This window comes from Pseudomonas sp. UYEF17 (assembly GCF_040546125.1).
Taxonomy (GTDB): domain Bacteria; phylum Pseudomonadota; class Gammaproteobacteria; order Pseudomonadales; family Pseudomonadaceae; genus Aquipseudomonas; species Aquipseudomonas putida_Z.
Genome location: NZ_JBEPNE010000015.1, coordinates 1 through 23739 on the forward strand (window position 1 = coordinate 1; position 23739 = coordinate 23739).

22 protein-coding genes are annotated in these 23739 nt (G+C 63.9%); 15 read left to right on the forward strand and 7 right to left on the reverse strand.

The genetic code is table 11. The features are described 5' to 3' along the window. Nucleotides 1–231 precede the first annotated feature (231 nt). Nucleotides 232–1947, forward strand: coding sequence for a bifunctional isocitrate dehydrogenase kinase/phosphatase (gene aceK, locus ABIB24_RS19845; RefSeq protein ID WP_354317072.1), 1716 nt, complete (start codon nucleotides 232–234; stop codon nucleotides 1945–1947). A 129-nt stretch (nucleotides 1948–2076) separates the two neighbouring features. On the opposite strand, the gene ABIB24_RS19850 is transcribed toward aceK, so the two are convergent. Next, nucleotides 2077–2937, reverse strand: a complete 861-nt coding sequence (locus tag ABIB24_RS19850; RefSeq protein WP_137164612.1) for a DUF6279 family lipoprotein — start codon at nucleotides 2935–2937, stop codon at nucleotides 2077–2079. Nucleotides 2938–3068: 131 nt separating this feature from the next. Here ABIB24_RS19850 and ABIB24_RS19855 point away from each other — a divergent pair, with 131 nt between their 5' ends. Continuing rightward, a complete protein-coding gene (locus ABIB24_RS19855) occupies nucleotides 3069–3905 on the forward strand; it encodes a CvfB family protein (RefSeq protein ID WP_013973728.1) in 837 nt (278 codons plus the stop codon). Here the strand turns inward: ABIB24_RS19855 and ABIB24_RS19860 are convergent, their stop codons facing one another. Next, a complete protein-coding gene (locus ABIB24_RS19860) occupies nucleotides 3906–4286 on the reverse strand; it encodes a hypothetical protein (protein WP_013973727.1) in 381 nt (126 codons plus the stop codon). Between the two features lie 186 nt (nucleotides 4287–4472). Here ABIB24_RS19860 and ABIB24_RS19865 point away from each other — a divergent pair, with 186 nt between their 5' ends. The 3 genes from ABIB24_RS19865 to def all read left to right on the forward strand — a co-directional run bounded on the left by ABIB24_RS19865 (nucleotide 4473) and on the right by def (nucleotide 6303). Next, entirely contained in the window at nucleotides 4473–4652 is a 180-nt protein-coding gene (locus ABIB24_RS19865) for a CsbD family protein (RefSeq protein WP_015271319.1), read from the forward strand. Nucleotides 4653–4810: 158 nt separating this feature from the next. After that, complete coding sequence (locus ABIB24_RS19870) at nucleotides 4811–5770, forward strand: YihY/virulence factor BrkB family protein (protein ID WP_025340186.1); 960 nt, start codon at nucleotides 4811–4813, stop codon at nucleotides 5768–5770. Beyond that, nucleotides 5767–6303 carry a peptide deformylase gene (gene def / locus ABIB24_RS19875; RefSeq protein ID WP_013973724.1) on the forward strand — a complete coding sequence of 179 codons (537 nt, stop codon included), beginning with the start codon at nucleotides 5767–5769 and terminating at the stop codon, nucleotides 6301–6303. Before ABIB24_RS19870 ends, def begins: the two co-directional genes overlap by 4 nt. Here the strand turns inward: def and ABIB24_RS19880 are convergent. Next, a complete protein-coding gene (locus ABIB24_RS19880; protein ID WP_337993832.1) occupies nucleotides 6258–6626 on the reverse strand; it encodes a GNAT family N-acetyltransferase in 369 nt (122 codons plus the stop codon). The genes def and ABIB24_RS19880 overlap by 46 nt on opposite strands. Before the next feature lie 354 nt (nucleotides 6627–6980). Between ABIB24_RS19880 and ABIB24_RS19885 the strand changes: the two genes are divergently transcribed. From ABIB24_RS19885 to ABIB24_RS19915, 7 genes are all read left to right on the forward strand, one after another. Continuing rightward, nucleotides 6981–7238 (forward strand): DUF2790 domain-containing protein, encoded by a 258-nt coding sequence (locus tag ABIB24_RS19885; RefSeq protein WP_004375752.1) that lies wholly within the window; start codon nucleotides 6981–6983, stop codon nucleotides 7236–7238. A gap of 138 nt (nucleotides 7239–7376) precedes the next feature. Continuing rightward, nucleotides 7377–7631: a type II toxin-antitoxin system HicA family toxin gene (locus ABIB24_RS19890; protein ID WP_354317075.1), complete on the forward strand. Its 255-nt coding sequence runs from the start codon at nucleotides 7377–7379 to the stop codon at nucleotides 7629–7631. Beyond that, the gene (locus ABIB24_RS19895; RefSeq protein WP_015271315.1) at nucleotides 7628–7960 is read left to right on the forward strand and encodes a type II toxin-antitoxin system HicB family antitoxin; all 333 of its coding nucleotides are present in this window, start codon (nucleotides 7628–7630) and stop codon (nucleotides 7958–7960) included. The genes ABIB24_RS19890 and ABIB24_RS19895 overlap by 4 nt, the downstream gene beginning before the upstream one ends. Nucleotides 7961–8118: 158 nt before the next feature. Then, nucleotides 8119–8544: a YybH family protein gene (locus tag ABIB24_RS19900; RefSeq protein ID WP_137164610.1), complete on the forward strand. Its 426-nt coding sequence runs from the start codon at nucleotides 8119–8121 to the stop codon at nucleotides 8542–8544. Nucleotides 8545–8588: 44 nt separating this feature from the next. Then, a complete protein-coding gene (locus ABIB24_RS19905; RefSeq protein WP_013973721.1) occupies nucleotides 8589–8933 on the forward strand; it encodes a YciI family protein in 345 nt (114 codons plus the stop codon). A 21-nt stretch (nucleotides 8934–8954) separates the two neighbouring features. Then, a complete protein-coding gene (locus ABIB24_RS19910) occupies nucleotides 8955–9440 on the forward strand; it encodes an SRPBCC family protein (protein WP_354317076.1) in 486 nt (161 codons plus the stop codon). After that, nucleotides 9440–10678, forward strand: coding sequence for an RNA polymerase sigma factor (locus tag ABIB24_RS19915; protein ID WP_354317078.1), 1239 nt, complete (start codon nucleotides 9440–9442; stop codon nucleotides 10676–10678). Before ABIB24_RS19910 ends, ABIB24_RS19915 begins: the two co-directional genes overlap by 1 nt. A 126-nt stretch (nucleotides 10679–10804) precedes the next feature. Here ABIB24_RS19915 and ABIB24_RS19920 read toward each other — a convergent pair whose 3' ends face one another. Together ABIB24_RS19920 and ABIB24_RS19925 are read right to left on the reverse strand one after the other, a co-directional pair. Further along, the gene (locus ABIB24_RS19920; RefSeq protein WP_012273633.1) at nucleotides 10805–11275 is read right to left on the reverse strand and encodes a MaoC family dehydratase; all 471 of its coding nucleotides are present in this window, start codon (nucleotides 11273–11275) and stop codon (nucleotides 10805–10807) included. A gap of 34 nt (nucleotides 11276–11309) precedes the next feature. After that, nucleotides 11310–12254: an alpha/beta hydrolase gene (locus ABIB24_RS19925; protein ID WP_085691688.1), complete on the reverse strand. Its 945-nt coding sequence runs from the start codon at nucleotides 12252–12254 to the stop codon at nucleotides 11310–11312. A gap of 218 nt (nucleotides 12255–12472) precedes the next feature. On the opposite strand from ABIB24_RS19925, the gene fadD2 reads away from it, so the two are divergent. Then, nucleotides 12473–14161 (forward strand): long-chain-fatty-acid--CoA ligase FadD2, encoded by a 1689-nt coding sequence (gene fadD2, locus ABIB24_RS19930; protein WP_015271310.1) that lies wholly within the window; start codon nucleotides 12473–12475, stop codon nucleotides 14159–14161. A gap of 360 nt (nucleotides 14162–14521) precedes the next feature. Continuing rightward, nucleotides 14522–16219 (forward strand): long-chain-fatty-acid--CoA ligase FadD1, encoded by a 1698-nt coding sequence (gene fadD1 / locus ABIB24_RS19935; protein ID WP_025340179.1) that lies wholly within the window; start codon nucleotides 14522–14524, stop codon nucleotides 16217–16219. A 158-nt stretch (nucleotides 16220–16377) separates the two neighbouring features. Here fadD1 and ABIB24_RS19940 read toward each other — a convergent pair whose 3' ends face one another. Continuing rightward, nucleotides 16378–17685, reverse strand: a complete 1308-nt coding sequence (locus ABIB24_RS19940) for an NAD(P)/FAD-dependent oxidoreductase (protein WP_354317081.1) — start codon at nucleotides 17683–17685, stop codon at nucleotides 16378–16380. Nucleotides 17686–17709: 24 nt separating this feature from the next. Next, complete coding sequence (locus ABIB24_RS19945; protein ID WP_354317102.1) at nucleotides 17710–19074, reverse strand: glutamine synthetase family protein; 1365 nt, start codon at nucleotides 19072–19074, stop codon at nucleotides 17710–17712. 569 nt (nucleotides 19075–19643) lie between these two features. Here ABIB24_RS19945 and hrpA point away from each other — a divergent pair. Next, nucleotides 19644–23549, forward strand: a complete 3906-nt coding sequence (gene hrpA, locus ABIB24_RS19950) for an ATP-dependent RNA helicase HrpA (RefSeq protein ID WP_047933722.1) — start codon at nucleotides 19644–19646, stop codon at nucleotides 23547–23549. Nucleotides 23550–23739 lie beyond the last annotated feature (190 nt).

Genomic DNA, 23739 nt, shown 5'->3' on the forward strand with positions numbered 1-23739 from the left:
GCGCCGGATGGCACGGGCTTCGCCCGTGTTCGCGGGACAAGCCCGCTCCCACAGGTGACGCGCTAGATTTTAGAAATTGAGCAAGACAGTTGCTCCCACAGGATTACCACAGGGCCGAGCATTGCATAGAACCTGTGGGAGCGGGTTTACCCGCGAAGAGGCCGGCACAGGCGCCGTATTCCGGACAGGCAGACTAAGCTCTGTATCTCACCCTTGCACCGAGGTCCTCGCATGCCCCAGCCCTGGCCCGCTGTCGAAATCGCCCGAATGATCCTCGCCGGCTTCGACGACTACCGCGACCACTTCCAGCGCATAACCCTCGGTGCCCGCAAGCGCTTCGAGCAGGCGCGCTGGCAGGATATCCAGCGTGCCTCCGCCGCCCGCATCAATCTCTATGAAGAGAAGGTCGCCGAGGTCAACGGCTGGCTGCGCCAGGGCTTTGCCGAGGATGTGCTGCTGGATGTGGAACAATGGCCGTTGGTGAAGAACGCCTATATCCACCTGATCGACCCAAGGCTGGACGACGAGCTGTCCGAGACCTGGTACAACTCGCTGTTCTGCAGCCTGTTCAGCCACGACCTGATCAGCGACGGCTGCATGTTCATCCACACCACCCGACCGTCCATGCGCAGCCGTGAGCGCGCCGCGCAAACCCGTACCTATCGGCCTGACGCTGGGCTCAAGAGCCTGCTGCGGGCAGTGTTCAGCGATTACCCGTTCGAAGTGCCGTACGGCGACCTGGAAGGCGACCTGGCGCGCCTGGAGGATCAGCTGCGCGAGTGCCTGCCGGACTGGGTATGCAAGGATCCGAAACTGGCGTTGGAGCTGTTTGTGCCGGTGCTGTACCGCAACAAGGGCGCCTACCTGGTCGGCCGGCTGTTCAATAGCGACGAGCAGTGGCCGCTGGTAATCCCGCTGCTGCACCGCGAAGGGCACGGTATCGAGGCCGATGCGCTGATCACCGACGAGGCCGAGGTGTCGATCATCTTTTCCTTCACCCGCTCGTACTTCATGGTCGATGTGCCGGTGCCGGCGGAGTTCGTCAACTTCCTCAAGCGCATCTTGCCGGGCAAGCACGTGGCCGAGCTGTACACCTCCATTGGTTTCTACAAGCACGGCAAGTCGGAGTTCTACCGGGCGCTGATCAACCACCTGGCCAGCAGCGACGACCGCTTCGTCATGGCGCCCGGGGTACGCGGCATGGTCATGAGCGTGTTCACCCTGCCGGGCTTCAACACCGTGTTCAAGATCATCAAGGACCGCTTTTCACCGTCGAAGACGGTCGACCGTGCCACGGTGATCGACAAGTACCGGCTGGTGAAAAGCGTCGACCGCGTCGGGCGCATGGCCGATACCCAGGAGTTCGCCGATTTTCGCTTCCCGCGTAGCAAGTTCGAGCCGGAATGCCTGGCCGAACTGCTGGAGGTGGCGCCTTCGACCGTGGCGCTGGAGGGTGACACGGTGCTGATCCGCCACTGCTGGACCGAGCGGCGCATGACGCCGCTGAACCTGTACCTGGAACACGCCAGCGAGGGCCAGGTGCTGGAGGCCCTGGAGGATTACGGCCTGGCCATCAAGCAGCTGGCGGCGGCGAATATCTTCCCTGGCGACATGCTGCTGAAGAACTTTGGCGTTACCCGCCATGGCCGGGTGGTGTTCTATGACTATGACGAGATCAGCTTTCTGACCGAGGTGAACTTCCGCCATATCCCGCCGCCGCGTTACCCGGAGGACGAGATGTCGGGCGAGCCGTGGTACTCGATCGGGCCGCATGACGTGTTCCCCGAGGAGTTTCCGCCGTTCCTGTTTGCCGATATCGGCCAGCGGCGCTTGTTCAGCCGGCTGCATGGGGAGTTGTACGACGCGGATTACTGGAAGGGGCTGCAAGCGGCGATTCGTGAAGGGAAGGTGATCGATGTGTTTCCGTATCGGCGCAAGGGGCGGTGACTGTGCTTTGGCAGGCCTGGCCCCTTCGCGGGTAAACCCGCTCCCACAGGTACGGCACAGGATTCGAAACCAGTGAGGTCCCTGTGGGAGCGGGTTTACCCGCGAGGAGGCCGGGCCTGCTTTTCCCAATTACCCCTTCAAACACTTCAATTCACTGAAATCGGTACGCACCTTGCCCAACCGCTCCTGCAGGAACCGCCGCTGCTGCGGGGTACTCTGGTGCACCAGGTCCACCAGCAAGCTGCGCGCCTGCTGCTCGGTATTCTGATACGCCGCCCGGTACTCCGGCGTCCACAAACTCTCCTTGCGCTGCAACAACGTCGCCAGGCGCGGCTCGAAGCTGGCGTCGTTGCGCTGGTTCATCGCCAGCAGCAATTGTTGCTGCCAGTGCGCGCGGTTGGCGATCCATTCGCGGTTCTGGTCGCCCAGTGCCTGGGACCAGGCCTGCACGCGCTGCTTCTGTACCGCGGTCAGCTCGCCAAACCACGGCGTCAGGCGTTTCTCCATGCGTTCGGAACGGCGGGCGATCTGCTTGTCCAACGGCGTATCCACATACTTCTTCTGCCGTTCGCTGATGTCCTCGCGGAACGCCTCGCGCATCTCCGCCACCTGGCTATCGCTCATGCCGCGCAGCAACTCGGTGGCCGAAGGGGTGATTTCCTCGGCTACCCGGCCAATCGCCTCGCGGGCTTCGCGGGTACGCTGCTGCAGGGCCTGGTCGGTCACCTGGTCGTCGGCGACCATGCCGCGTACCCGGTCCAGCCAGTCGAGGTAACCAGGCAGCTGGGTCTTGCAATGCCAGGCCAAGTGCTCCCGCAGGCGGTCGTCAAGCATGGCCTTCTGCTCGCTGTTCATGGCCAGGTAGTCGCCCAGCGACCACGGCACCAGGCGGTCGAGGTTGCGGTAGGCCAGGTCGATACGGCTGCAGGCAGCCAGGGCCAGGGCGCAGCCGATGGCGACGAGCAGGGCTTTGGACAGGCGTAGCGGCATGGGCTGTTCCTTGCGGGTGCTGGCCAGACGGTAGACGCAAGAGGGACGCTGACGGTTCCACTGCATCAGCGGTCGGGCGGCGCGCTGGCTTCAGGTGTAGAATAGCCGCCTTGTCTTGAGGAACATCGGAAATGGCTCTGCTTGGGCGTTACAACAGTTTGCAAATCGTAAAACACGTGGACTTCGGCCTGTACCTGGACGGCGGCGCCGACGGCGAGATCCTGCTGCCCGGGCGCTACATCCCGAAAAACGCCGAAACCGAAGTGGATGACTGGCTGAACGTGTTCATCTACCTGGACAGCGAAGACCAGCTGATCGCCACCACCGAGAAGCCCAAGGTGCAGGTTGGCGAGTTCGCCAGCCTCAAGGTCAAGGACATCAACGGTGCCGGCATTTTCCTCGACTGGGGCCTGTCCAAGGACCTGCTGATGCCGTACTCGGAAGAGGCGCGGCCGCTGAAGATCGGCGACTACTGCGTGGTGCATGTGTACCTCGACAAGCGCACCCGCCGCATCACCGCCACCTCACGCCTGGACCGTTACCTGGACCGCACCCCGGCGGACTACCAGGTAGGCCAGCCGGTCGAGCTGCTGGTAGCCGGCGAGACGCCGATGGGCTTCAAGGCGATCATCAACAACCGCCACTGGGGCCTGATCCACAAGAACGAGGTGTTCAAGTTCCTGCGCTCGGGCATGCACGAGAAGGGCTTCATCAAGGAAGTGCGCGCGGACGGCAAGATCGCCTTGAGCCTGCAACCGGTGGGTGCGGCCCTGGCCGACAGCCTGCAGGAGCAGATCATGGCGCGCCTGGAGGCCGAAGGCGGGGTGCTGGGGGTGTGCGACAAGAGCGACCCGGCGCTGATCAGCAAGCTGTTCAACGTCAGCAAGGGCAACTTCAAGAAGGCCATTGGCGGGTTGTTCAAGCAGGGCCGCATCGTCATCCATGACGATCGCATCGAGAAGGCCTGATCAGGCCTGCACGAAGGTACGGAAGTCCAGCTGCTCGCCACCCGGGCGGGTGTCGCGCAGCAGCGAGTCGCGGTCGGCGCTGAGGGCCAGGCTGATGGTCGAGCGGCGCTTGCCGGGGTTGCGCACTTCCATCTGTTCCTGGTGAGCGCGCAGGAAGTTGGTCGGCACCTTCAGGTGCTGCAGCTCGTCGCTTTCCGGGGTGTGCAGCAGCAGGTTGACCCAGTCGGGCTGGCCCTTGCGCAGCAGCGCCACCGGCACCTCGAACCACCACAGGTTGCGCTTGCGATCGAGAATGGCGAACAGGGTGTTGCTGCTGGTCAGCACCGGGCGGGCCAGTGCTTCGTTGCGCCGGGCGATGGCGGCGGGTTTGTCGAGTTTCATGCAGGTTCCTGCGGGTTGACGCTATGAAGGCCTGCATTGTGAGGGGTGGCGGGTAGCGGGGCAAGGTTTGCCAACCGCCTTGCCGTTCGGCTCGAGGGCGAAAAAACTCTTGGAACGCTTGGCGAAGGCGTCGGGTCCACCGACTGTCGGCACGGTCCACGTGCCCCCAATTGCAGGAGTTTTGCCATGAGCGGTACCAAAGACAAAGCGAAAGGCCTGGCCAACGAAGCGATCGGCAACGTCAAGCAGGGTGTCGGCAAAGTGACCGACAACGAGCGGCTGCGGGCCGAGGGTGAAGCGCAGGAGCTCAAGGGCGAGGGGCAACAGATCAAGGGCAACGTGAAAGACGCGGTGAAAAAGCCTTGATGTGAGTGGCCTGTCCCGGCCTTTTCGCGGGCACGCCCGCGAAGAGGCCGCTACTGGCGTAAGCAAATTCTTGCAGCATGGCCGGGATCAGCACAGCAGCGGCATGGTCTATTAGACTTACCGTGGTACACACGAATCGAGCGGCGAAAGGAGACGCTATGATTTTCCCCGACCTGCGCGGCCTGCCCCTGCACCGCGTGCTGGTACGCACCGTCAAGGAATTCCTCGACGACGAGATGTCGACCTACGCTTCCGCACTGGCCTACCAGATGCTGTTCTCGTTGTTCCCGTTCCTGCTGTTCCTGATTGCCCTGATCGGTTTCCTGCACCTGCCGGACTTCTTCTCCTGGCTGCGCCTGCAATCGGAACTGGTGCTGCCACCCCAGGCGCTGGAGCAGGTGAACCCGGTGATCGACCAGTTGCAGCAGTCCAAGGGCGGGCTGTTGTCGGTGGGTATCGTGATTGCCTTGTGGACCGCATCGGCCGGTGTGCGCCTGATGATGAGCGCGATGAACGCCGCCTACGATGTGCCCGAGGGCCGCCCGGTGTGGAAGCGCATTCCGTTGTCGATCATCTACACCGTGGGCATTGCCGGCATGTTGCTGGTGGCTGCGGCGCTGATGGTGCTGGGGCCGCAGGTGATGGAGTGGATTGCCGCCCAGGTCGGCATGCAGGAGGTGATCGTCACGGTGTGGACCATCCTGCGCTGGCCGGCGATCATCATCCTGATGATGGTGGCGGTGGCGCTGATCTACTACGTGATGCCCGATGTGAAGCAGCAGTTCCGCTTCATCACCCCGGGCTCGGTGCTGGCGGTGGTGGTGTGGATCTTGGCCTCGCTGGGCTTTGCCTACTATGTGAAGACCTTTGCCGACTACAACGCCATGTACGGCAGTATCGGTGCAATCATCGTGCTATTGCTGTATTTCTATATCTCCGCCGCCGTTTTGCTGCTGGGCGCGGAGATGAACGCAGTGATCGAGCACATGTCGAGCGAGGGCAAGAACCCTGGCGAGAAGGACGCCGATGAGCACAAGGCCCGCGAAACCATTACCGTGCTGGGCCATGAGCACCCTGTACCGAGCGAGCAGCAATCTTCCGAGCCGAACCCCCGATGATCCGTGACATTCTCAAGATGGGCGACGAACGCCTGCTGCGCATCGCCCCGCCAGTGCCCGAGCACATGCTCGGCAGTGCCGAACTGCAGCAATTGATCGACGACATGTTCGAAACCATGCGCCATGTGGGCGGCGTGGGCCTGGCCGCACCGCAGATCGGCATCGACCTGCAGTTGGTGATCTTCGGCTTCGAGCGCAGCGAGCGTTACCCGGATGCCGAACCGGTGCCGCAGACCATCCTGCTCAACCCGGTCATCACGCCGACGTCCAGCGAGATCGAGGACGGTTGGGAAGGCTGCCTGTCGGTACCCGGCCTGCGCGGCGTGGTGCCGCGTTTCAAGCACATCTGCTATGAAGGCATCGACCCCCAGGGCAACCCGATCAATCGCTTTGCCGACGGCTTCCATGCGCGGGTGGTGCAGCATGAATGTGACCACCTGATCGGTCGGCTGTACCCGTCACGCATCCAGGACTTTTCCCGGTTCGGCTACACCGAGGTGCTGTTCCCCGGGCTCGACGCCAGCGACGACTGACCCCGTTGCAGTGCCACCAGCCGCTTGCTGCGCTGGTAGCGCTGCAGGCGGCCAGCCAGGGCTTCCGGCAGCTGCTGGGTCATGTCGAAGCCCAGGCGCTGGTAGAAGGGCGCAAGGTCCGGGTGGCAGAACAGCCAGGTGGGCCCGCCAGCCTGCGCCAGCGCCGCCTCGACCAACCGCCCGGCCACCCCTTGGCTGCGCCGCTGCGGGTCGACGAACAACCCGGTCAGCCAGAAGCCATCGCCCACCGGGCTCAGGCTCAACCCTGCGATGATGCCGGGGGCCCGCGCCACCCACAGCTCAGCATCGCCCGCAGCACGCATGTGTGAGCCGTGCTGGCGGTAAAAGTGGTCCAGCAGCCGGCGTTCCGTGGCCGAAAGTTTCGAACAGTACAAATTTTCAGAAATTGCGCGCCCTGCCCTGAAAGGTGGCCAGAGGCTCTGGCCCGATGTTTTGCGGTGAACTTGTCGCAGATTGTTGCATATCTGGCAAGGGTGAATGTCCGAGTTCGGGGTTCAACTATTCCAGGCCGGGAGTAGACTTTTAGCCATCCCCACTGGCAGTACGAAGCGGGATCGGTACTTCGTGCCATCTTCACCGCAGATGGCAACTTCTCCGCGCCGGGCACGGCAATAGAAGTCAATCGATCAGCTTGAATGCTCAAAAGGCAAACTCACATGAAACCATTACTGATTCTTGCATTGGTCGGTATGTCCTCGTTCGCCCTCGCCGATGAGGCCAGACCCGTCTCCAGCGAGCCCGTCGCCCAGCAGTACGACTACTCCATGAATCTGGACATCAAGCGGGTGATCAACCTGTCGACCATCCCCAACGTCTGCGAAGTGGTACCTGCGACCATGACCTACGAAGACCACCAGGGCCAGGTGCACACCATCCAGTACCGAGCCATGGGTGAGGGGTGCCAGCAGGGTTGATCGGCTTGCCTGGTGTTGATGGCCCTTTCGCCGGCCTGCGGGTGACGGGGCCATCAACCGTCTCGCAGTTCGGGCAACAGAAAAATCCTGAATGAATATCGAGGAAAAAGTGCTATCTTAATTTGATAGCATTTTTTGATGAACACTCGATACCGCAAAATCCTCGACGCAATTTTCCGAACGCCGACCACGGCGTCGTTGGCTTTCTCCGAGATCGAGGCATTGGTACTCCATCTGGGCGGTGAGGTGCTGGAGCGGCAAGGCTCCAGGGTCAAGCTGTTGCTGGGTGGCCAATGCTGGAGATGCCATCGGCCTCATCCAGGCAAGGAAGCCAAGCGGTATCAGATTGAAGAAGCCCGTGAATTCCTCTTGCGGGCAGGAGTCAGGATATGAGTTGCATGCGCTACAAAGGCTACGCTGCCCGTATCGAGTACGACGCGCGTGACGATATCTTCGTCGGCCGTGTGCTTGGTATGCGTGACATCATCAGTTTTCACGCAAGCTCGGTGCCCGAGCTGCATGAGGCGTTTCGCGATGCGCTGGAAGATTACCTGGCCGATTGCGCAGAGCAGGGCATTGCGCCGGAAAAACCTGCCTCGGGCAAAGTAATGCTGCGTATCCGGCCCGAAGTTCATGCTGCCGCGAGTGTTGCTGCCCGTGCTGCCGGCAAAAGCCTCAACCAGTGGGCCGACGAGGTCTTCGAACAAGCCGCAATGGCCTGAACAAGCCTGCTTTCGTTGTTTCTCGCGGGTATTCTGCAATTACCCATGCAGAATAATTTCCGTTTCCTGTCGATTCCTCCAGTTCCCGTTCGACCAATAGGTGAGAGCACGTTGCACCCCCGTGCCCAATCACCCATGACCTGTCGGAGGAACTCCCGATGAACACCGCAGCCGAAACCGAGATCCGCCAATTGATCGAGCGCTGGATGCAGGCCGTGCGCGACCGCGACATACCCAACATCGTCGCTCCCTATGCCGACGACATCGTCGCCTTCGATGCCATCCAGGCCCTGCAATTCAAAGGCAAGGCAACCTACCAGGCGCATTGGGAAATGTGCATGGGCATGTGCCCCGGCCCGATGGTTTTCGAATTCGCCGAACTTACCGTGCATGCCGCTGGCGACCTGGCCTTGGCCCACTGGCTGAACCGCTGTGGCCCCGCGGACAACGAGAGCCAGTGCGGCTTCATGCGCGCCACCGTGGGCTATCGTCGTCAAGGTGGCCAGTGGCAGGTAATCCACGAACACTGGTCGGCGCCATTCGACATGGAAACCCAGAAAGCCCTGTTCGATCTCAAGCCCTGAGCCGTTATCGCCAAACGCACTTTGCCAATGCCCTGGAGGCGACCATGAAATACCTGTGCCTGGTCTATTGTGACGAGGGGCTGCTGCACAGCCTGCCCGACAGCCCGGAAGACGCCGAATGCATGGCGTATGCCGAATCCATCCAAGGCTCCGGGCGAATGCTGGCGGCCGAGGCGCTGAAGCCGGTGCAGACCGCCACCACAGTGCGCATGCGCAACGGGCACATGAGCCTGACCGACGGCCCGTTCGCCGAGACCAAGGAGCAACTGGCGGGCTTCTACCTGGTGGAAGCCCGCGACCTGAACGAGGCGCTGAACATCGCCAAGGGCATCCCCGCCGCGCGGGTCGGCAGTGTCGAGGTGCGGCCGGTGCGCGAACTGCAACCCTGACAGCAATGGAGACCTACCAGCATGAGCCTTGCACACCCCGCGCAAGCGCAACACGAGTTGTCCATCAGCCGCCTGATCGACGCGCCACCGGCCAAGGTGTTCCGCGCCTGGACCGAGCCCCAGTGGCTGATGCAGTGGTGGGGGCCGCAGGGCATGACCACCCCGGAGTGCGAGATGCAGTTGTGGGTCGGTGGCCTGTTCCGCACCCTGATGCGGGCGCCGGATGGCAGCGAGTACCCGAACCAGGGCGTGTTCCTGGAAATCGCCGCGCCGCGGCGGCTGGTGTTCACCGATGCCTTCGGCACGGGCTGGGTGCCTTCGGGCAAGGCGTTCATGACTGCCGTGATCAGCTTTGACGAGGAGCAAGGCAAAACCCGCTACACCGCCCGCGCCTGGCACTGGAATGCCGCCGACTGCCGCGCCCATGAGGAAATGGGCTTCCACCAGGGCTGGGGAGAAAGCCTGGACCGCCTGGTGGAGGTGGTGACCCAGCGGATGCCCGACTGATGATGGCACTGGCGCAGGTGCGCGCCGAGGTCGAGGCGGTCTACCGGAGCGAGTCACGGCGCATCCTGGCGACGCTGATCCGCCTGCTGGGTGATTTCGACCTGGCCGAGGAGGCCATGCACGATGCCTTCTTCATCGCCGTCGAGCGCTGGCAGCGCGACGGTATCCCCGATAACCCGCGGGCGTGGCTGGTGTCCACCGGCCGCTTCAAGGCCATCGATGCGCTGCGCCGGCGGGCCCGATTCGACCGTTCCCAGGCAGACCTGAGCATGCTGCTCGACGGCCAGGCGCAGGACCCCAGCGAGGAAGAACTGCTGGCCGACGACCGCCTGCGGCTGATCTTCACCTGCTGCCACCCGGCATTGTCCGCCGATGCCCAGGTGCCGCTGACCCTGCGTGAAGTCTGCGACCTGACCACCGAGCAGATCGCCCGTGCTTTCCTGCAGAGCCCGGCCACCATCGCCCAGCGTATCGTGCGCGCCAAGGCCAAGATCCGCGATGCCGGCATCCCTTATCAGGTGCCGGAGCTGAACGAACTGCCCGAGCGCCTGGAGAGTGTGCTGCGGGTGATCTACCTGGTGTTCAACGAGGGCTATTCGGCGTCGTCGGGCGAGGCGCTGTTGCAGCAGGAGCTGAGCGATGAAGCCATTCGCCTGGCGCGCCTGCTGGTGCAGTTGCTGCCCGACCCGGAGGCGGTCGGCCTGCTGGCCCTGATGTTGCTGCAGGCGTCCCGGCAGCGCGCGCGTACCGATGGCCGGGGCAATCTGGTATTGCTCGAGCAGCAGGACCGTAGCCTGTGGGACCGGCAACGCATTGCCGAAGGCTGCGAACTGGTGCGCCAGGCCCTGCAAAGCCGGGCGTTCGGTGCCTATACCGTGCAGGCGGCGATTGCGGCGGTGCATGCCGAGGCGGCTACGGCCGAAGCGACCGACTGGGCGGAGATCGTCGGGCTGTATGACGTGCTGCAGCGGCATTGGCCGTCAGCAGTGGTAGAGCTGAACAGAGCCGTGGCGCTGGCGAAGCGGGATGGGCCGGAGGTTGGGCTGCGGGAAGTCGAAGGGATTCTGGCGAGGGGAGAGTTGCTGGACTATCACCTGGCGCATGCGACGCGGGGCGAGCTGCATTACCAGCTGGGGCATATGGAAGAGGCCCGGGCGGCCTGGCGGCAGGCGCTGGCGCTGACCCGGCAGGAGCCGGAGCGCAGGCATATCGAGCGGCGGTTGCAGGCTATCGAATAATGTTGGCTGCGCCGGCCTCTTCGCGGGTAAACCCGCTCCCACAGGATTGCGTCACGGCTTGATGCTGTGAGGTCCATGTGGGAGCGGGTTTACCCGCGAAAGGGCCGGTACTGCCTGCATCAATCTTCAGCTAGCCACAAAATTCGGCGGCGACACCAGCTCGACGGTCTGCTGCTTGCGCGGTGCCAGGATCTCGGCCTCGCCCTGGACCACCAGCTCATCATTCTGGTTGTACACATTGGTGGCGATGCGCACCTTGAACTTGGGCAGCTTCTCCAGGATTTCCAGGCGCACGGTCAGGGTATCGCCAATCTTCACCGGCTTCTGGAAGCTCATCTGCTGGCCCAGGTAGATGGTGCCAGGGCCAGGCAGGGTGCAGGCCACTGCAGCACTGATCAGCGCGCCGCTGAACATGCCGTGAGCAATGCGCTCGCGGAACATGCTCTTGGCAGCGAACTCGGCGTCCAGGTGTACCGGGTTGTGGTCACCGGACATCGCGGCGAACAACTGGATGTCGCGTTCTTCGACGGACTTCTTGTACTCGGCCTTCTGGCCGACTTCGAGGGCTTCGTAAGGCGTGTTGGTGACCTGGGACATCGGGGCTTCCTTAAGGGGTAGGCGAGGGCGGCTGTCATTCACTGCGCACAGGGCGGCCAAGAGCCAGCGCCTGTTCAAGCCAGCCGAGAATATCGGCGGTGACCTCGTCACGGTTGGTTTCGTTGAGTACTTCGTGCCGCGCCTCAGGATAGACGCGCAGCTGTACATGTCGATTGCCGGTCGCGCGCAGGGCGTCGGCCAGGTGGGTGAGACGCTTGCCGGCACTGACCGGATCACATTCACCACCGATTACCAGCAGCGGCAGGTTCGGATCGATCTGCGCGAGGTTACTCGGCTGGCTGATCTGCGCCAAGCCTTGCAGCAGGTCAAGCCACAACTGGTTGCTGCAGCGAAAGCCGCAAAGCGGGTCGTTGACGTACAGGTCGACCTGCGCCGGGTCGCGGCTGAGCCAGTCGAACGCCGTGCGGTTGGGCTTGAAGGCCTTGTTGAACGAGCCGAACGACAACCACTCGATCAGTGCGCTCTTGCCCAGCGGCCCCTGGCGCCAGGCTTCCAGCCGGGCAATCAGCCGCGCCACGTGGTACAGCGCTGCCGGCTGGTAGTTGGAGCCGCTGAGGATCGCCCCATGCAGGCTGCCACTGTGGTGCAGCAGGTAGGCCTGGGCGATGTAGCTGCCCATGCTGTGGCCGAACAGGAACAGCGGCGTGCACGGGTATTGCTGGCCGATGTGCTGGGCCAGCAGCCCGAGGTCGTTGACCACGGCATTCCAGCCATGATGGCGGGCGAACAGGCCGAGGCTGCCCAGTTCGGCGGTGCGCCCATGGCCGCGCTGGTCGGCGGCGAACAGGGCGAAGCCGGCCTCGCTCAAGGCATGGCCCAGGTGCTGGTAGCGCCCGGCATGCTCGGCCATGCCATGGGCCAGCAACACCACGGCTTTTACCGGTGTGGCCGGCAACCATTGGTGCACGTACAGGCTGCAGTGCTCGCTGGCGGGCAGCCAGAAGGCGTCGTGAGGCATGGCGGGTCCTTGTGCGCACAGGTACCCGAACAGTGTATGCACAACCGACCGGATTGCAGGAAGGGCACAAATAAGATTCACAATGTTAATGGCGGCACTTGGCGTATATGCCGCCTTGGGCTTACCTGCTAACGTCGGATCAACGCCTTTTCGCTTTCAAGCGGGCAGGTGAAAGGACTTAGGACTTACAGCAGGTCCAGGCAGAGGAACAATAATAAATGCAAGCCGACTTCTGGAATGACAAGCGCCCGGCGGGCGTGCCTTCCACCATCGATATCAATGCCTACACCTCGGTCGTCGAGGTGTTCGAGCGCTCCTGCAAACGTTTCGCCGACCGCCCGGCCTTCAGCAACCTGGGCGTGACCCTGACCTACGCGGAGCTGGAGCGCCACTCGGCGGCCTTTGCCGCCTGGTTGCAGCAGCACACAGACCTCAAGCCGGGCGACCGCATCGCGGTGCAGATGCCCAACGTGCTGCAATACCCCATCGCCGTGTTCGGTGCCCTGCGCGCAGGCCTGATCGTGGTCAACACCAACCCGCTGTACACCGAGCGCGAGATGCGCCACCAGTTCAAGGACAGCGGCGCGCGTGCGCTGGTGTACCTGAACATGTTCGGCAAGCGCGTGCAGGAGGTGTTGCCCGATACCGGCATCGAGTACCTGATCGAGGCCAGGATGGGCGACATGCTGCCCACCGCCAAGGGCTGGCTGGTCAACACCGTGGTCGACAAGGTGAAGAAGATGGTCCCGGCCTATCAGCTGCCACAGGCGGTGTCGTTCAAGCAGGTGCTGCGCCAGGGCCGCGAGCTGTCGCACAAGCCGGTGCCGCTCAGCCTGGACGATACTGCCGTGCTGCAATACACCGGTGGCACCACCGGCCTGGCCAAGGGCGCCATGCTCACCCACGGCAACCTGGTGGCCAACATGCTGCAGGTGCTGGCCTGCTTCTCGCAGCACGGGCCGGACGGGCAGAAGCTGATCAAGGACGGCCAGGAGGTGATGATCGCGCCGCTGCCGCTGTACCACATCTATGCCTTTACCGCGAACTGCATGTGCATGATGGTCACCGGCAACCACAACGTGCTGATCACCAACCCGCGGGATATTTCCGGCTTCATCAAGGAGCTGGGCAAATGGCGTTTCTCCGCCTTGCTGGGCCTGAACACGCTGTTCGTCGCACTGATGGACCACCCGGGCTTCCGCCAGCTCGACTTTTCGGCGCTGAAGGTCACCAACTCCGGCGGCACCGCGCTGGTCAAGGCCACGGCCGAGCGCTGGGAGGCGCTTACCGGTTGCCGCATCGTCGAAGGCTACGGCCTGACCGAAACCTCGCCAGTGGCCAGCACCAACCCCTATGGCCAGCTGGCGCGCCTGGGCACGGTGGGCATCCCGGTGGCCGGCACCGCCTTCAAGGTGATCGACGATGACGGCAACGAGCTGCCGCTGGGCGAGCGGGGCGAGCTGTGCATCAAGGGCCCGCAGGTGATGAAAGGCTACTGGCAGCAGCCCGAGGCCACGGCCCAGGCCCTGGATGCGGAAGGCTGGTTCAAGACCGGCGACATCGCGGTGATCGACCCGGACGGCTTCACCCGCATCGTCGACCGCAAGAAGGACATGATCATCGTCTCGGGTTTCAACGTGTACCCCAACGAGATCGAGGATGTGGTGATGGGGCATCCCAAGGTTGCCAACTGCGCGGCCATCGGCGTGCCGGACGAGCGCTCCGGCGAGGCGGTGAAGCTGTTCGTGGTGCCGCGCGAGGGCGGGCTGAGCGTGGATGAGCTGAAGGCCTACTGCAAGGCCAACTTCACCGGCTACAAGGTACCCAAGCACATCGTGCTGCGCGAGTCGTTGCCGATGACGCCGGTGGGCAAGATCCTGCGGCGGGAGCTGCGCGATATAGCTTGAGACCGAGTTGGATTCTTCGCGGGTGAACCCGCTCCCACAGGGGGCTTGCAGTTCTCAAGGCCTGTGCAGTACCTGTGTGGGAGCGGGTTCACCCGCGAATGCTCTCAAACCGCTCTAGCAGGCTGTTTACAGCACGATCTGCGACATTTTGGATAATTACTCTAAAAATGACCTGTATTGTTCATTGAGTCATTTTTGTGACCGTGAGGCCTGTTTTGGCCTCTAGGCGACCCCAGGCAAAGCTGTTACTCTCGGCCCGCTTTCAGATGATCCGGTTTGCAACGAGCCGTCATCTCATATCAATAATAAGCGCATCGACGCGTGAATCGAACTTCGCTGTTGCTGAAGGAGTGGGCTTCCATGATCGAACATTTTTGGAAGGATAAGTACCCAGCCGGGATTACGGCGGAAATCAATCCTGACGAATTCCCCAATATCCAGGCGGTACTCAAGCAATCCTGCCAACGCTTTGCCGACAAACCGGCCTTTAGCAACCTGGGCAAGACTATCACTTATGGCGAGCTGTATGCGCTGTCGGGGGCGTTTGCCGCCTGGTTGCAGCAGCATACCGACCTCAAGCCGGGTGACCGCATTGCCGTGCAGCTGCCTAACGTACTGCAATACCCGGTAGCGGTATTCGGTGCCATGCGTGCCGGGCTGATCGTGGTCAACACCAACCCGCTGTACACCGCACGGGAAATGGAACACCAGTTCAACGACTCCGGCGCCAAGGCCCTGGTGTGCCTGGCCAACATGGCCCACCTGGCCGAGAAGGTGGTGCCCAAGACTCAGGTCAGGCACGTCATCGTCACCGAAGTGGCCGACCTGCTGCCGCCGCTCAAGCGCCTGCTGATCAACAGCGTGATCAAGTACGTGAAGAAGATGGTGCCGGCCTACAACCTGCCGCGTGCCGTACGCTTCAATGACGCACTGGCGCTGGGCAAGGGCCAGCCGGTGACCGAGGCCAACCCGCAGGCCAACGATGTGGCGGTGCTGCAATACACCGGTGGTACCACCGGCGTGGCCAAGGGCGCGATGCTGACCCACCGCAACCTGGTGGCCAACATGCTGCAGTGCCGGGCGCTGATGGGCTCCAACCTGCACGAAGGCTGCGAAATCCTCATCACCCCGCTGCCGCTGTATCACATCTACGCCTTTACCTTCCATTGCATGGCAATGATGCTGATCGGCAACCACAACGTGCTGATCAGCAACCCGCGTGACCTGCCGGCCATGGTCAAGGAGCTGGGCAAGTGGAAGTTCAGCGGCTTCGTCGGCCTCAACACCCTGTTCGTTGCCTTGTGCAACAACGAGGCGTTCCGTGCCCTGGACTTCTCGGCGCTGAAGATCACCCTGTCCGGCGGCATGGCTTTGCAGCTGAGCGTGGCCGAGCGCTGGAAGGCCGTGACCGGCTGCGCCATCTGCGAAGGCTATGGCATGACCGAAACCAGCCCGGTGGCTGCGGTGAACCCGGCGGAGGCCAACCAGGTCGGCACCATCGGTATTCCGGTGCCGTCCACCCTGTGCAAGGTCATCGACGACAACGGCAACGAGTTGCCGTTGGGCGAGGTGGGCGAGTTGTGCGTCAAGGGCCCGCAGGTGATGAAGGGCTACTGGCAGCGCGAAGAGGCCACTGCCGAAATCCTCGACAGCAATGGCTGGCTGAAGACCGGTGACATCGCCGTGATCCAGCCGGACGGCTACATGCGCATTGTCGACCGCAAGAAGGACATGATCCTGGTCTCGGGCTTCAACGTGTACCCCAACGAGCTGGAAGATGTGCTGGCGGCCCTGCCGGGCGTGCTTCAGTGCGCGGCCATCGGCGTGCCGGACGAGAAGTCCGGTGAAGTGATCAAGGTGTTCATCGTGGTCAAGCCGGGCATGACCGTGACCAAGGAACAGGTGATGGAGCACATGCGTGCCAACGTCACCGGCTACAAGGTCCCGCGCCAGATCGAGTTCCGCGACGCGCTGCCGACCACCAACGTGGGCAAGATCCTGCGCCGCGAACTGCGCGATGAAGAGCTGAAGAAACAGGGTTTGAAGAAGATCGCCTGACGTCCAGCCAGCGCGGTCTGTGTAGGAGCGGCCTTGTGTCGCGATCGGGTCGCGAAGCGGCCCCAGGTTTTCAGCCGTGATGCTGAAATTGCTGGGGCCGCTTCGCGGCCCGATCGCGACACGAGGCCGCTCCTACAGAGGTTGCGCAGGCCTCAGGTTCAGCGCAGTTTCTCCAGCATCTGGTAGTACCACATCCCCGCCGCCAGCAGCGGGTTGCCCAGCAAGTCCCCCATCGGCACCCGCACATGCTTGCACTGGGCAAAGGTGTCGAACTTCTCCAGCGTCCCGGTCAACGCCTCGGCCATGATCTCGCCCATGATGTGGCTGGTGGCAATGCCGTGCCCCGAATAACCCTGGCAATACCACACGTTGTCCGACAGCTTGCCCAGCTGCGGGATGCGGTTGACCACGATGCCCATGGCGCAGCTCCACTGGAACTCGATCGGCACGCCTTTCAACGCCGGGAAGGTGCGCTCGATGCACGGGCGCAGTTCGCCTTCGATATCCCGTGAATCACGGCCGGAATAGTTGGCGCCACCGCCGAACAACAGGCGCTTGTCGGCGGTCAGGCGGTAGTAGTCGAGGACGAAGCGGCAGTCGTACACCGCCAGGTCCTGCGGGTTGATCTGTTCGGCCAGTTCCCCCAGCGGTGCGGTGGTGACGATGCCACCCATGGCCGGGAAGATCTTGCCCTTGAGCTGGCGCTTTTCCAGTTTGTGGTACACATCGCCGGCCAGCATTACCTGGCGCGCCTCGACCCGCCCGTGGGCGGTGACCACCGCCGGGCGCGGGCCGTGGACGATGTCCAGCACTTCGGAGTTTTCGAAAATCAGCGCCCCCAGGCCATGGGCGGCACGGGCCTCGCCCAGGCACAGGTTGAGCGGGTGCAGGTGCAGGTTGCGCAGGTTCTTCAGCGCGCCCAGGTACAGCGGGCTTTGCAGGTGCTCGGCCATGGCTTCGCGGTCCAGCAATTGCACCTGCTCGCCCATGCCGCGCCGCCGGGCCTCGGCTTCGAATGCGCGCAGCTCGTCCATGTGCGAGGGCTTCATGGCCGCGTGCAGGTGGCCGCGCTTGAGGTCGCAGTCGATGTTGTAGCGTGCCACGCGCTGCTCGATCACCTGGTGGCCGCGCCAGCGCAAGTGCCAGATGAAGTCATCGACCTCGGCACCCAGGCGGTTGCGCATCTGCGTGCGCATGGCTTCGTCACCCGACAGGCTGCCGGTGACCTGGCCGCCGTTGCGCCCGCTGGCACCCCAGCCGATGCGGTTGGTTTCGACGATGGCCACCTTCAGGCCACGCTCGGCCAGTTCCACCGCCGTGGCCACGCCGGTGAAGCCGCCGCCGATGATCGCCACATCCACCTGTACCGTGCCCTTGAGCTGCGGGTACTCGGTGTGGTCGTTGAGGGTGGCGCTGTAATAGGACGGCGCGCGCTGCGCCGGGCCCTTGTTCAATGCTGCGTTCATGGGGGTTCCTTGTTATCTGGGGGCTCAGGCCTGGTGCAGGTACCAGCGCCAGTCCTGCTCGCTGACTTCGGCCATGAACTGGCGGTACTCGGCGCGCTTGACCTTCAGGTACACGCCAAGGAAGTCCTCGCCCAGTGCTTCGCGAGCCCAGCTGGAATGCTGCAGGGCGTCGAGGGCAGTCAGCCAGTCGGTGGGCAGGTGTTCGGTGGCCTGGGCATAGCCGTTGCCTTCCACCGGTGCCCCTGGGTCCAGCTGTTCGCGGATGCCCCGGTGGCTGGCGGCAAGGATCGCCGCAGCGGCCAGGTAGGGGTTGGCGTCGGCGCCACAGATGCGGTGCTCCACATGCCGGCTGTTGGCCGGGCCGCCCGGTATGCGCAGGCTCACGGTGCGGTTGTCGACGCCCCAGGTTGGTGCCAGCGGGGCATAGCTGTTGGCCTGGAAGCGGCGGAACGAGTTGGCGTTGGGGCAGAACAGCAACAGCGAGTCGCGCAGGTGGCGCAGCATGCCGGCCACGGCCTGGCGTAGCAGCGGGGTGCCTGCCTTGTCCTCGTTGGCGAACAGGTTGTTGCCGACGCTGTCGGCCAGGCTCAGGTGCATGTGCATGCCGGTACCGGCCAGTTGCGCGAACGGCTTGGCCATGAAGCAGGCCTGCATGCCATGGGCGTGGGCAATGCCTTTGACCAGGCGCTTGTAGCGCACGGCCTGGTCCATCGCCTGTAGGGCGTCGCCGTGCTCGAGGGTGATTTCCACCTGGCCGGGGGCGTATTCCGAAATCGCCGTGCGCGCCGGGATGCCCTGGGCCTTGCAGGCGGCGTAGAGGTCGGCAAGGAACGGCTCGATCTGCTCCAGTTCGCGCAGGCCATACACCTGGGTGGTGCGTGGGCGGCCGCCGTCATTGTCCAGTGCCGGTTGCGGGCGGCCCTGGGCATCACGTTGCTGGTCGAGCAGGTAGAACTCCAGCTCGCAGGCCATCACCGGATGGTAGCCGTCGGCCTTCAACGCCTCGATGGTACGCAGCAGCACGTGGCGCGGATCGGCGATGCTGGCCGGCAGGCCCTCGTTCGGGTGCATGCTCACCTGCACCGCGGCAGTCGGCACCCGGCGCCAGGGCAGGCGTACCAGGCTGCCTTCAAGCGGGTAGGCGCGGCAGTCGATATCGCCCACGTCCCACACCAGGCCGGAGTTTTCCACGTCGTCGCCGTTCAGGGTCAGGCCGAGAATGGTGCTGGGCAGCGGCCGGCCGGTCTGGTACACGGCCAGCAGTTCCTCGCGGTGCAGCAGCTTGCCGCGCGGTACGCCGTTGGCGTCGAGGATGAACAGTTCGAACAGTTCGATATCGGGGTTGTCGGCCAGAAAACGGCTGGCCTGCTCTACAGGTGCAAAGTGCATGATGGATTCGCTCACGGGCGCACGGGCCACCGCGCATGCAGGCGGCCCGGCTGAGTTAAACGGCCGGAAGACGGCCGGGTCTGGTCACAACGGCGTGAGCGGGAAATCCGGTGGGCGTGCGTGACGGCAGTGCCACAGGGCCCAGAAAGCGAGGATGATATGGACCAGCGGATTCTCACCGGCACGGCGCCGGGCCTTCGCTTGCGAAGGGCGGGACGACGGTGGGGCGATGGGCTGGACGGGAGTCATGCCTTTGATACTCACATGCGGCGTAAGGTTGATTAAAGCAGTGAATGGCAACCTTTACATAAGCCCTTGCTAAACTTTCAGCCGCCGTGCGATCCCTGTAGGAGCGGCCTTGTGTCGCGATGGGCTGCGGCAGCAGCCCCGGCAATTTGTGCTGGAGCGAAGATCCTGGGGCTGCTGCCGCAGCCCATCGCGACACAAGGCCGCTCCTACAGGGGCAGCGCCAGCCTGGACAGCAAAGCAGGCTCAAATCTGCGACAATCGCGCATCCTTCGAATGCCGATCATGAAAAAGCAGGCCCACCTGCATCACTAAAAAGCCCCATGACTGACCACGCCATCGACAAACTGCTGCAAAACCTCGACCACGCCATGATCGCCGACCGCCATCGCCTGCGCCGGCAATTGCACGAACTGCGCAAGCGCCCCGACGAGGCCAAGCTGGCGCAGTGGGTGGAAAAGGTCCAGGCGTCCTGCGCCCAGGTCACCGCGCGCCAGCAGAGCGTGCCGACCGTGCGCTACGACGACAGCCTGCCCATCGCTGCCAAGCGTGACGAAATCAAGAAGGCCCTGGCCGAGCACCAGGTGCTGGTGATCGCCGGCGAAACCGGCTCGGGCAAGACCACTCAGTTGCCGAAGATTTGCCTTGAACTGGGCCGTGGCAGCCATGGCCTGATCGCCCACACCCAGCCACGCCGGATCGCCGCCCGCAGCGTTGCCGCGCGGGTCGCCGAAGAACTGGGCACGCCCCTGGGCGGGCTGGTCGGCTACCAGGTGCGCTTCGAGGACCAGAGCGACGCCAACACCCTGGTCAAGCTGATGACCGACGGTATCCTGCTGGCCGAAACCCAGCATGACCGCTTCCTCGAGCGCTACGACACGATCATCGTCGACGAAGCCCACGAACGCAGCCTGAACATCGACTTCCTGCTCGGCTACCTGAAGACCCTGCTGCACCGCCGCCCGGACCTGAAGCTGATCATCACCTCGGCGACCATTGACCTGGAGCGCTTCTCCAAACACTTCGACGGCGCGCCGATCATCGAGGTGTCCGGGCGTACCTTCCCGGTGGAAACCTGGTATCGCCCACTGACCAGCGAGCAGGACGAGGAGGGCAACCAGATCGAGGACGACCTCACCGTCGACCAGGCCATCCTCGCCACGCTGGACGAGCTTGCGCACCACGAGCGGAGTGAGGGCAAGGGCCCCGGCGATGTGCTGATCTTCCTGCCGGGCGAGCGCGAGATCCGTGATGCCGCCGAGATCTTGCGCAAGGCGCAACTGCGCCACACCGAGATCCTGCCGTTGTACGCGCGCCTGTCGCCGGCCGAGCAGCAGCGCATCTTCCAGCCACACACCGGGCGCCGTGTGGTGCTGGCCACCAACGTTGCGGAAACCTCGCTGACCGTGCCGGGCATCCGCTATGTGATCGACACCGGTACCGCGCGCATCAGCCGCTACAGCTACCGCGCCAAGGTGCAGCGCCTGCCCATCGAGGCCGTGTCGCAGGCCAGTGCCAACCAGCGCAAGGGCCGCTGCGGCCGGGTCGAGCCGGGCATCTGCGTGCGCCTGTACAGCGAAGAGGATTTCAACAGCCGGCCGGCGTTCACCGACCCGGAGATCCTGCGCACCAACCTGGCGGCAGTGATCCTGCAGATGCTGCACCTGCGTCTGGGCGCAATCGACGCCTTCCCGTTCATCGAGCCGCCGGACGGCAAGGCCATCAGCGATGGTTTCAACCTGCTGCAGGAGCTGTCGGCGGTCAACCGCGAAAACCAGCTGACGCCGATCGGCCGCCAGTTGGCGCGCCTGCCGATCGACCCGCGGCTGGGCCGCATGCTGCTCGAAGGCGCCCGCCTGGGCAGCCTGCAGGAAGTGCTGATCGTCACCAGTGCGCTGTCGGTGCAAGACCCGCGCGAGCGCCCGCCGGAGCGCCAGCAGGCCGCCGACCAGGCGCACGCGCAATGGAAGGACGTGGATTCCGACTTCGCCGCGCTGGTCAACCTGTGGCGTGGCTTCGAGGAACAGCGCCAGGCGTTGACCGCCAACCCGCTGCGCAACTGGTGCCGCAAGAACTTCCTGAACTACCTGCGCCTGCGCGAATGGCGCGATGCCCATCGCCAGCTGGCACTGATCTGCCGTGACCTGCAGCTGACAGTGAACAAGGACCCGTCCGACTACCCGAAAATGCACAAGGCCATTCTCAGTGGCCTGCTCAGCCAGATCGGCCAGAAGACCGAAGAGGGCGACTACCAGGGCGCCCGTCAGCGGCGCTTCTGGGTGCACCCGTCGTCGGGCCTGGGGCGCAAGCGCCCGCAGTGGGTGATGGCGGCCGAACTGGTCGAAACCACCAAGCTGTACGCACGCATGGTGGCCAGGATCGAGCCGGACTGGATCGAGCCGCTGGCCGGCCACCTGGTCAAGAAGAACCACTTCGAGCCGCACTGGGAGAAGAAGCGCGGGCAGGTGGTGGCCTACGAGCAGATCACCCTGTACGGCCTGATCCTGGTCGGCCGTCGGCCGGTGCATTTCGGCCCGATCGACCCGGTCACCTCGCGCGAGCTGTTCATCCGCGAAGGCCTGGTGGGTGGCGAAATCCAGTCGCGGGCCAAGTGCCTGGCGGCCAACAAGCGCCTGCTGGAAGAGCTCGACGAGCTGGAGGCCAAGGCCCGCCGCCGCGACATTCTTGCCGACGAAGAGACGCTGTACGCCTTCTACGAAGCGCGTCTACCGGCGGAAATCCACCAGACCGCGACCTTCGACAGCTGGTACCGCATGGGCAGCCAGAAGGACGCCAACCTGCTGATCATGCGCGAGGAAGACGTGCTGGCCCGCGAGGCCAGCGAAGTCACCGCCGCGCAGTACCCCGACAGCCTGCAGGTGGGCGAACTGCGCCTGCCGCTGAGTTACCACTTCGAGCCCGGTCACCCCCGCGATGGCGTGACCGTGCGGGTGCCGGCACCGCTGTTGCCGAGCCTGCCGGGCGAGCGCCTGGAATGGCTGGTGCCCGGCCTGCTGGAAGCCAAGTGCGTGGCGCTGGTGCGCAACCTGCCCAAGGCGCTGCGCAAGAACTTCGTGCCGGTGCCGGACTTCGTCAAGGCCTCGCTGGCACGCATGACCTTCGGCCAGGGCGCATTGCCGCAGGCCCTGGGCCAGGAACTGCTGCGCATGACTGGCGCCCGTGTGCCCGACGAGGCATGGGACGAGTCGGTCAACCTGGTCGAAGGCCACCTGCGCATGAACATCGAAGTGGTCGATGGCCAGGGCAAGTTCCTGGGTGAAGGCCGCGACCTGGCCGAGCTGACCGCGCGCTTTGCAGCAGCCAGCCAGGCAGCGTTGGCCGTGCCGCGTGACGCCAAGAGCGAGCAGCCGGTGCAGGCCAAGGCTTTCAGCGAGGTGAAGCAGACCGCGCAGCAGAAGATCGCCGGCCTGTCGATGACCGTGTACCCGGCGCTGGTGGAAGAGGGCGGCACCGTGCGCGAAGGGCGCTTCTCGACCCAGGCCGAGGCCGAATTCCAGCACCGCCGCGCCTTGCAGCGTCTGTTGCTGCAGCAGTTGGCCGAGCCGGCCAAGTACCTGCGTGGCAAGCTGCCGGGGCTGACCGAGTTGGGCCTGCTGTACCGTGAAATGGGCCGGGTCGAGGCGCTGGTCGAGGACATTCTGCTGGCCAGCCTGGACAGTTGCATCCTCGAAGGTGAACAGCCGCTGCCACGCGATGGTGCGGCCCTGGCTGGCCTGGCCGAGCGCAAGCGCGGCAGCTGGGCCGAGCATGCCGAGCGCCTGGCACGGCAGACGTTGGAAGTGCTGAAGCTGTGGCATGGTCTGCAGAAGCGCTTCAAGGGCAAGATCGACCTGAGCCAGGCAGTGGCGCTGAACGACATCAAGCAACAGCTCGGCAACCTGGTGTACCCAGGCTTCGTGCGTGAAACCCCCGGGGCCTGGTTCAAGGAGCTGCCGCGTTACCTCAAGGCGGTGGAACTGCGCCTGGAGAAGCTGGGTTCGCAGGTGCAGAAGGACCGGGTGTGGAGCGGTGAGCTGGCCAACCTGTGGGCGCAGTACAAGGCCCGTGCCGACAAGCATGCCCAGGAAGGCAAGCGTGATGAGCAACTGACGGTGTACCGCTGGTGGCTGGAGGAATATCGGGTTTCGCTGTTTGCCCAGCAGTTGGGGACCAAGGTGCCGATTTCCGACAAGCGATTGAGCAAGCAATGGAGCCAGGTGGAGGGCTAAACTTCCACAGTTGTGGCAATATTGATGCAATTTGGGGCCGCCTGGCGGCCCCTTCGCGGGCACGCCCGCTCCCACAGGTACAGCGATGTCCTCGGGAGCGGTGCGATCCCTGTGGGAGCGGGCGTGCCCGCGAACGAGGGCGCAGCCCTCGCCTATAAATTGGCACTAAAGTGCCATTAACCTGTCATGT

What these genes read in the sequence shown, in the direction of transcription:
- aceK (WP_354317072.1), top strand. Translation starts at nt 232, where the DNA reads ATGCCCCAGCCCTGGCCCGCTGTCGAAATCGCCCGAATGATCCTCGCC.
- ABIB24_RS19850 (WP_137164612.1), bottom strand. Translation starts at nt 2,937, where the DNA reads ATGCCGCTACGCCTGTCCAAAGCCCTGCTCGTCGCCATCGGCTGCGCC.
- ABIB24_RS19855 (WP_013973728.1), top strand. Translation starts at nt 3,069, where the DNA reads ATGGCTCTGCTTGGGCGTTACAACAGTTTGCAAATCGTAAAACACGTG.
- ABIB24_RS19860 (WP_013973727.1), bottom strand. Translation starts at nt 4,286, where the DNA reads ATGAAACTCGACAAACCCGCCGCCATCGCCCGGCGCAACGAAGCACTG.
- ABIB24_RS19865 (WP_015271319.1), top strand. Translation starts at nt 4,473, where the DNA reads ATGAGCGGTACCAAAGACAAAGCGAAAGGCCTGGCCAACGAAGCGATC.
- ABIB24_RS19870 (WP_025340186.1), top strand. Translation starts at nt 4,811, where the DNA reads ATGATTTTCCCCGACCTGCGCGGCCTGCCCCTGCACCGCGTGCTGGTA.
- def (WP_013973724.1), top strand. Translation starts at nt 5,767, where the DNA reads ATGATCCGTGACATTCTCAAGATGGGCGACGAACGCCTGCTGCGCATC.
- ABIB24_RS19880 (WP_337993832.1), bottom strand. Translation starts at nt 6,626, where the DNA reads ATGCGTGCTGCGGGCGATGCTGAGCTGTGGGTGGCGCGGGCCCCCGGC.
- ABIB24_RS19885 (WP_004375752.1), top strand. Translation starts at nt 6,981, where the DNA reads ATGAAACCATTACTGATTCTTGCATTGGTCGGTATGTCCTCGTTCGCC.
- ABIB24_RS19890 (WP_354317075.1), top strand. Translation starts at nt 7,377, where the DNA reads ATGAACACTCGATACCGCAAAATCCTCGACGCAATTTTCCGAACGCCG.
- ABIB24_RS19895 (WP_015271315.1), top strand. Translation starts at nt 7,628, where the DNA reads ATGAGTTGCATGCGCTACAAAGGCTACGCTGCCCGTATCGAGTACGAC.
- ABIB24_RS19900 (WP_137164610.1), top strand. Translation starts at nt 8,119, where the DNA reads ATGAACACCGCAGCCGAAACCGAGATCCGCCAATTGATCGAGCGCTGG.
- ABIB24_RS19905 (WP_013973721.1), top strand. Translation starts at nt 8,589, where the DNA reads ATGAAATACCTGTGCCTGGTCTATTGTGACGAGGGGCTGCTGCACAGC.
- ABIB24_RS19910 (WP_354317076.1), top strand. Translation starts at nt 8,955, where the DNA reads ATGAGCCTTGCACACCCCGCGCAAGCGCAACACGAGTTGTCCATCAGC.
- ABIB24_RS19915 (WP_354317078.1), top strand. Translation starts at nt 9,440, where the DNA reads ATGATGGCACTGGCGCAGGTGCGCGCCGAGGTCGAGGCGGTCTACCGG.
- ABIB24_RS19920 (WP_012273633.1), bottom strand. Translation starts at nt 11,275, where the DNA reads ATGTCCCAGGTCACCAACACGCCTTACGAAGCCCTCGAAGTCGGCCAG.
- ABIB24_RS19925 (WP_085691688.1), bottom strand. Translation starts at nt 12,254, where the DNA reads ATGCCTCACGACGCCTTCTGGCTGCCCGCCAGCGAGCACTGCAGCCTG.
- fadD2 (WP_015271310.1), top strand. Translation starts at nt 12,473, where the DNA reads ATGCAAGCCGACTTCTGGAATGACAAGCGCCCGGCGGGCGTGCCTTCC.
- fadD1 (WP_025340179.1), top strand. Translation starts at nt 14,522, where the DNA reads ATGATCGAACATTTTTGGAAGGATAAGTACCCAGCCGGGATTACGGCG.
- ABIB24_RS19940 (WP_354317081.1), bottom strand. Translation starts at nt 17,685, where the DNA reads ATGAACGCAGCATTGAACAAGGGCCCGGCGCAGCGCGCGCCGTCCTAT.
- ABIB24_RS19945 (WP_354317102.1), bottom strand. Translation starts at nt 19,074, where the DNA reads ATGCACTTTGCACCTGTAGAGCAGGCCAGCCGTTTTCTGGCCGACAAC.
- hrpA (WP_047933722.1), top strand. Translation starts at nt 19,644, where the DNA reads ATGACTGACCACGCCATCGACAAACTGCTGCAAAACCTCGACCACGCC.